The 7,150-nt window shown below is 65.5% G+C and carries 7 protein-coding genes; 6 read left to right on the plus strand and 1 reads right to left on the minus strand.

What is annotated here, in order from left to right:
• Nucleotides 1-3 precede the first annotated feature (3 nt).
• A complete protein-coding gene (gene hflX, locus ACTZWT_RS15785) occupies nucleotides 4-1,377 on the plus strand; it encodes a GTPase HflX (protein ID WP_444770617.1) in 1,374 nt (457 codons plus the stop codon).
• A gap of 180 nt (nucleotides 1,378-1,557) precedes the next feature.
• Nucleotides 1,558-4,305, plus strand: a complete 2,748-nt coding sequence (gyrA, locus tag ACTZWT_RS15790) for a DNA gyrase subunit A (protein WP_444770618.1) — start codon at nucleotides 1,558-1,560, stop codon at nucleotides 4,303-4,305.
• Nucleotides 4,306-4,441: 136 nt separating this feature from the next.
• Here gyrA and ACTZWT_RS15795 read toward each other — a convergent pair whose 3' ends face one another.
• Nucleotides 4,442-4,696, minus strand: a complete 255-nt coding sequence (locus ACTZWT_RS15795; RefSeq protein ID WP_444770639.1) for a hypothetical protein — start codon at nucleotides 4,694-4,696, stop codon at nucleotides 4,442-4,444.
• A gap of 313 nt (nucleotides 4,697-5,009) precedes the next feature.
• On the opposite strand from ACTZWT_RS15795, the gene coaD reads away from it, so the two are divergent.
• Genes coaD through ACTZWT_RS15815 form a run of 4 tightly spaced genes read left to right on the plus strand, consistent with a single transcriptional unit; the run spans nucleotide 5,010 to nucleotide 6,992 of the window.
• Nucleotides 5,010-5,507: a pantetheine-phosphate adenylyltransferase gene (gene coaD, locus ACTZWT_RS15800; protein ID WP_444770619.1), complete on the plus strand. Its 498-nt coding sequence runs from the start codon at nucleotides 5,010-5,012 to the stop codon at nucleotides 5,505-5,507.
• A gap of 25 nt (nucleotides 5,508-5,532) precedes the next feature.
• Complete coding sequence (locus tag ACTZWT_RS15805) at nucleotides 5,533-6,096, plus strand: peptidylprolyl isomerase (protein ID WP_444770620.1); 564 nt, start codon at nucleotides 5,533-5,535, stop codon at nucleotides 6,094-6,096.
• Nucleotides 6,097-6,105: 9 nt separating this feature from the next.
• Nucleotides 6,106-6,549: a hypothetical protein gene (locus tag ACTZWT_RS15810; RefSeq protein WP_444770621.1), complete on the plus strand. Its 444-nt coding sequence runs from the start codon at nucleotides 6,106-6,108 to the stop codon at nucleotides 6,547-6,549.
• On the plus strand, nucleotides 6,525-6,992 hold the full coding sequence (locus ACTZWT_RS15815; RefSeq protein WP_444770622.1) for a peptidylprolyl isomerase: 468 nt from the start codon (nucleotides 6,525-6,527) through the stop codon (nucleotides 6,990-6,992). Before ACTZWT_RS15810 ends, ACTZWT_RS15815 begins: the two co-directional genes overlap by 25 nt.
• Nucleotides 6,993-7,150: the final 158 nt, after the last annotated feature.

The following is a 7,150-nucleotide window of genomic DNA, read 5'->3' on the forward strand; positions in this document are numbered from 1 at the left end:
TGATTGGAACCCCGGAGCTTTGACGGGGGCGCCGACCGCCCGCGGTCGGCAGCGGACGGCCAAACCGGGCGCGTGATCGTCGTCGGGCCGTATCTGCGTGTCCGCAAGACCGATCCCGATGCCGCCGGCATCCTTGCCGTTCGCGACAGCGACGCCCGCCTCGACGAGGCGGCGGGGCTTGCGCGCGCCATCGATCTGGAAGTCGCCGAGGCGGTGCTGACGCCGATCAGTCAGATCCGCCCGGCGACCTATCTCGGCAAGGGCAAGGTGGAGGAGATCGTCGGCGTCATCGCCGCGCACGAGGCCGACCTCGTGGTGATGGATTGCGCGCTGTCGCCGATCCAGCAGCGCAATCTGGAGAAGGCCTGGAACGTCAAGGTGCTCGACCGCACCGGGCTGATCCTCGAGATCTTCGGCCGCCGCGCCAAGACCAAGGAAGGCTCGCTGCAGGTCGAGCTCGCGCATCTCAACTATCAGCGCTCGCGGCTGGTGCGGTCGTGGACTCACCTCGAGCGCCAGCGCGGCGGCTTCGGCTTCATGGGTGGCCCCGGTGAAACCCAGATCGAGGCCGACCGCCGCCTGATCGGCGATCGCATCAGCCGATTGGAAAACGAGCTGAAGAAGGTGCAGGCGACGCGGCGGCTGCACCGTGCCGGCCGCCAGCGCGTGCCGTATCGCGTCGTGGCACTGGTCGGCTACACCAATGCCGGCAAGTCGACGCTGTTCAACCGGCTGACCCGCGCCGACGTGCAGGCCGCCGACATGCTGTTCGCGACGCTGGACCCGACGCTGCGTGCCTTGACTTTGCCGCATGGCGGCAAGGCGATGCTGTCCGACACCGTCGGCTTCATTTCCAACCTGCCGACCCAGCTCGTCGCGGCGTTTCGCGCCACGCTGGAAGAGGTGCTGGAAGCCGATCTGATCCTGCACGTCCGCGACATCTCGCATGAAGACGCCGAAGCGCAGGAGCGCGACGTCGGCGCGGTGCTGCGCCAGCTCGGCGTCGAGGCCGACGGCGGGCGCATTCTCGAAATCTGGAACAAGATCGACCGCTTCGCGCCGGAGCAGCGCGAAGAGCTGGAGAACGTCGCGGCGCGGCGTTCGCCCGATCATCCTTGCTTCCTGGTGTCGGCAGTGAGCGGCGAGGGCGTCGACGAACTGTTGCTGGCGATCGAGCAGCGGCTGGCGGCGTGGCGATCGGTGCTCGATCTGACGGTCGACGCCGCCGACGGCGCCGGCGTGAGCTGGCTGCATCGCAACGCCGAGGTGCTCTCCAAGGAGCTGCACGACGGCCGTTACGCCATGACCGTGCGCGTCGACGAGACCAAGCGCGACGCCGTGATCGAACGCTTTGGCGCGGTGCTGCGCGAGGACTGATTTCGCCGCCACGCCGGCATTGCGGGCAGCTTTGCGGCGGCTCGCCGAGGCCTCCCCGAAATATCCGCTAAGTCATTGGAAAATCGGCGGGAAAAAGCAGCGAAAACGGCTTCGCGAGGGTGGCTTGCGTGACCTCGATGCGCTATATGATTCTGATCAGAATCTGACCGGAAATCACCCTTGTCCGACAAAGACGACGAGAAGCCCGGGGAGCCCAAGGCGCCCTCGGATATCCGCCCCGTATCCATTCTGGACGAGATGAAGCGCAGCTATCTCGATTACGCGATGAGCGTGATCGTGGCGCGTGCGCTGCCGGATGCGCGCGACGGATTGAAGCCGGTGCATCGCCGGATTCTCTTCGGCATGTACGAGAACGGCTTCGAGTGGAACAAGCCGTATCGCAAGTCGGCGCGCACCGTCGGCGACGTCATCGGTAAGTATCATCCGCATGGCGACCAGTCGGTCTACGACGCGATGGTGCGCATGGCGCAGGATTTTTCCATGCGCGTGCCGCTGATCGACGGTCAGGGCAATTTCGGCTCGGTCGACGGCGACGCCCCGGCCGCGATGCGGTACACCGAGTCGCGCCTGACCAAGATCGCGCAATTGCTGCTCGACGATCTCGACAAGGACACCGTCGACTATCAGGACAACTACGACGGCTCGTTCAACGAGCCGCAGGTTCTGCCGGCGAAGTTCCCGAACCTGCTGGTCAACGGCGCCGGCGGCATCGCCGTCGGCATGGCGACCAACATCCCGCCGCACAATCTCGGCGAGGTGATCGACGCCTGCATCGCGTTGATCGACGATCCGGCGCTGTCGATCGACGATCTCAACGTCATCATTCCGGGCCCCGATTTCCCGACCGGCGGCATCATTCTCGGCCGCGCCGGAATTCGTCTCGCCTACCACACCGGCCGCGGCTCGATCGTGATGCGCGGCAAGGTCGAGATCGAAACGGTCCGCAAGGACCGCGAGGCGATCATCATCTCGCAGATCCCGTATCAGGTGAACAAGGCCACCATGGTCGAGCGGATCGCCGATCTGGTACGCGAGAAGAAGATCGAGGGCATTTCCGATCTCCGCGACGAGTCCGATCGCGACGGCTTCCGCGTCGTGATCGAACTGCGCCGCGACGCGGTGCCGGACGTAGTGCTGAACCAGCTCTATCGCTTCACGCCGCTGCAGACCAATTTCGGCGCCAACATGGTGGCGCTCGACGCCGGCCGTCCGCAACTGATGAACCTCAAGGATCTGCTGACGCTGTTCGTCGCGTTCCGCGAGCAGGTCGTCACGCGTCGGACCAAGTACCTGCTGAACAAGGCGCGCGACCGCGCCCACATCCTGGTCGGCCTCGCCATCGCGGTGGCGAATATCGACGAGATCATTCGCGTCATCCGCAATTCGCCCGATCCGAACACAGCCCGCGAGACCCTGATGTCGCGCGACTGGCCGGCGGTCGACGTCGCGGCGATGATCACGCTGATCGACGACCCGCGACACAAGCTCAACGAGGACGGCACCGCCCGGCTGTCGTTCGAGCAGGCCAAGGCGATCCTCGATCTGCGGCTGCAGCGCCTGACGGCCCTGGGCCGCGAGGAGATCTCCGAAGAGCTCGACAAGCTCGCGCTCGAAATCGCCGACTATCTCGACATCCTGCGCTCGCGGGCGCGGGTGCAGACCATCGTCAAGGACGAGCTGATCGCGGTGAAGACGGAATTCGCCACGCCGCGCAAGACCCTGATCATCGAGCAGGAAGGCGAGGTCGAAGACGAGGACCTGATCCAGCGCGAGGACATGGTGGTGACGGTGTCGCACGCCGGCTATGTCAAGCGCGTGCCGCTGTCGACCTATCGGGCGCAGCGCCGCGGCGGCAAGGGCCGCTCCGGCATGGCGACCCGCGAGGAGGATTTCGTCTCCAGGCTGTTCGTCGCCTCGACGCACACGCCGGTGCTGTTCTTCTCGTCGCGCGGCCAGGTCTACAAGGAAAAAGTGTGGCGGCTGCCTATCGCGCCGCCGAACGGCCGCGGCAAGGCGCTGATCAACATCCTGCCGCTGGAGCAGGGCGAGCGCATCACCACGATCATGCCGCTGCCGGAGGACGAGCAGTCCTGGGCCGCGCTCGACGTGATGTTCGCGACCACCGGCGGCAACGTCCGCCGCAACAAGCTGTCCGACTTCGTCGATGTGCGCCGTTCCGGCATCATCGCGATGAAACTCGACGAGGGCGAGGCGATCGTCGATGTGCAGATCTGCACCGAGCACGACGACGTGCTGCTGACGGCCGCCGGCGGCCAGTGCATCCGCTTCCCGGTCACCGACGTCCGCGTGTTCAGCGGCCGCACCTCGATGGGCGTCCGCGGCATCGCGCTGGCGTCGGGCGACAAGGTGATCTCGCTCTGCATCCTGCGCCATCTCGACGCCAACTCGGACGAGCGCGCGGCCTATCTGCGCCGCGCCAATGCGGTGCGTCGCGGCGGCGTCGAGGAGCGGGCGGCGGTGGAGGACGAGGCCGCGGGGGTCGAGGGCGAGGACGCCTCGGTGGGCGCCATCGAGCTTGGCGAGCAGCGCTATGTCGAGATGTCCGCGTCCGAGCAGTTCGTGCTGACGCTCTCGGAGAACGGCTACGGCAAGCGGACCTCGTCGTTCGAGTACCGCACCACCGGCCGCGGCGGCAAAGGCATCGTCGCGATGTCGGTCAACAACCGCAACGGCAAGCTGGTGGCGTCGTTCCCGGTGGAGGATTCGGACCAGATCATGCTGGTGACCGACAACGGCCAGTTGATCCGCTGCCCGGTCGAGGGCATTCGCATCGCCGGCCGCTCGACCCAGGGCGTGATCGTGTTCGACACCGCCGACGACGAGAAGGTGGTCTCGGTCGAGCACATTCCGGAGGCCGAAGAGACCGAAAACGGCAACGGCGGCTGATCGGCCGCCGGAAGCCAAAAGAAGATCCAAGCTAGGCACGAATCGAAAGGCCCCCGGCGGGCACACCGAGGGCCTTCGAAGAGCGCTCCTGGAGGGACAGCGCTTGGGCAGTTCTGGGTATTCTAACGCACGAACCTCACGGACGTTCCGCCGTCACCAGACGGGCTTCACGGACCGGCGCGGCGCGGGTTGAATTGCGCAGGCAGGACGGCTCGAAATTCGGCCAGGCCTGTTGCGAACAGCTGGTTCCGAGCGGGCGGATGTCGAGCCGGTCGCCTTTGGCGAGCGCCACCGGGACGCTCGCTTCAACGCGCGGCGCAAAGCCCGGGAGAATGGTGAGGGCAGCGGCCACGAATGCTGCGATGGCGACTGCGGAAAGAGCCTTGATCATAATGGTCCCCTGTCGTCGGGCCTTGCGACCCGTTGGTTTTTGTCGCTTCCCAATGCCGGTGATGTAGCCAAGCCCGGTTTCAGAAAATCTTCGTCGCCGCACCAATTGGTTTCGTGGCAGCGCAAATTTGTTTCTCAGGTAAAGGCTCCGTGAAACACTGCGAGTAAAACCGTAATGTTTTCAGCGGCCCACCTGTCGCGGAATAGACGCGCGAGGTGCGCTTTCGGTTCGATCCGCAAAGCGAAATAAAACCCGGGCGGCCTCCGGAACCAGATCGGCTTGCGGGCGTCATGCGGCCGCGCTAGACGGACGTATGTCCCGTATCGCGCTGTATCCCGGTTCTTTCGACCCCGTCACCAACGGCCATCTCGACGTCGTCCGCCACGCGGTCGCGTTGTGCGACAGGCTGGTGGTGGCGATCGGCATCCACCCCGGCAAGAAGCCGCTGTTCACCACAGAGGAGCGGCTGGTGATGGTTCGGACGGTGTTCGAGCCGGTCGCCGCGGCCGCTGGTTGCGCGTTCGATTGCACCACTTATGACAATCTCACAGTGACCTCGGCGCAGCAGGTGGGCGCCACGATCATGATCCGCGGCCTGCGCGACGGCACCGATCTCGACTACGAAATGCAGATCGCCGGCATGAACGAGACCATGGCGCCGTCGATTCACACGGTATTTGTACCGGCTTCGGTCGGCGTACGCCCGATCACCGCCACACTGGTGCGGCAGATCGCTGCCATGGGCGGCGATGTCTCCGCCTTCGTGCCGCCGGATGTCGCGGCCAGTCTGAAATCGAAATTCGCCGGCTAGCCGGCTTTTGCAATCCGGAGTTTCCATGATCCGTTTGATGGGTATCATCGCCGCGCTGGTGTTCGCGCTGCCGGCGCTGGCGCAGCCGCTTCCCGCCAGCCTCGACAAGCAGAACGCCATCGTCATCGACAGCACCAAGGGCCGCATCGTGATCCAGCTCCGGCCGGACATCGCGCCGCAGCACGCCGAGCGCATCAAGCAACTCGCCCGCGACGGCTTCTACAACAACGTGCCGTTCCATCGCGTGATGGCCGGCTTCATGGCGCAGACCGGCGACGGCGAGAAGTTCAACGGCACCGGTGGTTCGAAATATCCGAACCTGAAGCAGGAGTTCTCAAAGGTGCCGTTCAAGCGCGGCATCGTCGGCATGGCCCGGCGCGGCGACAGCGTCGACAGCGCGAACGCGCAGTTCTTCATCATGTTCGACGACGGGCCGAGCCTGAACGGGCAATACACCGTGATCGGCGAGGTGGTGTCCGGCATGGATGTCGTGGACAAGCTGAAGAAAGCCTCGCCCGGCTCGCCCGGTGGCTCGGTGACCGACCCCGACAAGATGGTCAAGGTCCAGGTCGCCGCCGACGTCAAGTAAGCGGCCGACATGCCGCCGCGCCGACGAAACGTTGTCGCGGCGGTGCTGATCGCATCCGCGATCGGCGCATCGAACCGTGCTGCGCTCGGGCAGGAGGCGCGGATCGACAATCTCAACGAGCTGTTTGCGGCGCTGAAACAATGCTGGCGTCCGCCGCAGCTCACGCCCGGCGATCCGGGCATGCAGATCACGGTGCTGGTGAGCTTCAAGCGCAGTGGCGAGATCCTCGGCAGGCCGCGGATCACCTTCGAAAGTGCGACTACGCCGGGATCCGACAGTCTCGCCTATCGGATCGCGGTGATGGAGACATTGCAGCGGTGCACGCCCTTGCCGTTCACGCAAAGCATGGGCAACGCCGTCGCCGGACGTCCCTTCACGCTGCGGTTCGACGATCGCAGATCAATCCCCCAACCGAACGAGAAGAGAGCATGGCTGACAACGACAACATCCTGATCCTTGAAACCACGCAAGGCGAAGTCAAAATCGAGATGCGTCCCGATCTGGCGCCGAACCACGTCGCCCGCATCAAGGAGCTGGTGCGCGAAGGCTTTTACGACGGCATCGTGTTTCACCGCGTGATCGAGGGCTTCATGGCGCAGACCGGCTGCCCGCAGGGCACCGGCACCGGCGGCTCCGGCAAGAAGCTGAAGGCCGAGTTCAACAAGGAGCCGCATGTCCGCGGCACGACCTCGATGGCGCGCGCCGCCAGTCCGGACTCCGGCGACAGCCAGTTCTTCATCTGCTTCGATGACGCCTCGTTCCTCAACAGCCAGTACACGGTGTGGGGCAAGGTGATCGAGGGCATGGAGAACGTCGACAAGATCAAGCGCGGGGAGCCGGTGCAGAACCCCGACAAGATCGTCAAGGCGACGATGGCTGCCGACGCGGCGGCTTGATATCGAAGACCGGTTGTAACCTCTCCCCGCGCGCGGGGAGAGGTCGACCGGCGTAGCGTAGCGAAGCCGGTCGGGTGAGGGGGCGCCTCATCGAGTCTCGGCCTTGCGGAAGCGGGGGGGGGGGGGGGGGGGGGGGGCGGCGCCGGGGGGGGGGGGGG

It is taken from the genome of Rhodopseudomonas sp. NSM (assembly GCF_052445935.1).
Lineage (GTDB): Bacteria > Pseudomonadota > Alphaproteobacteria > Rhizobiales > Xanthobacteraceae > Rhodopseudomonas.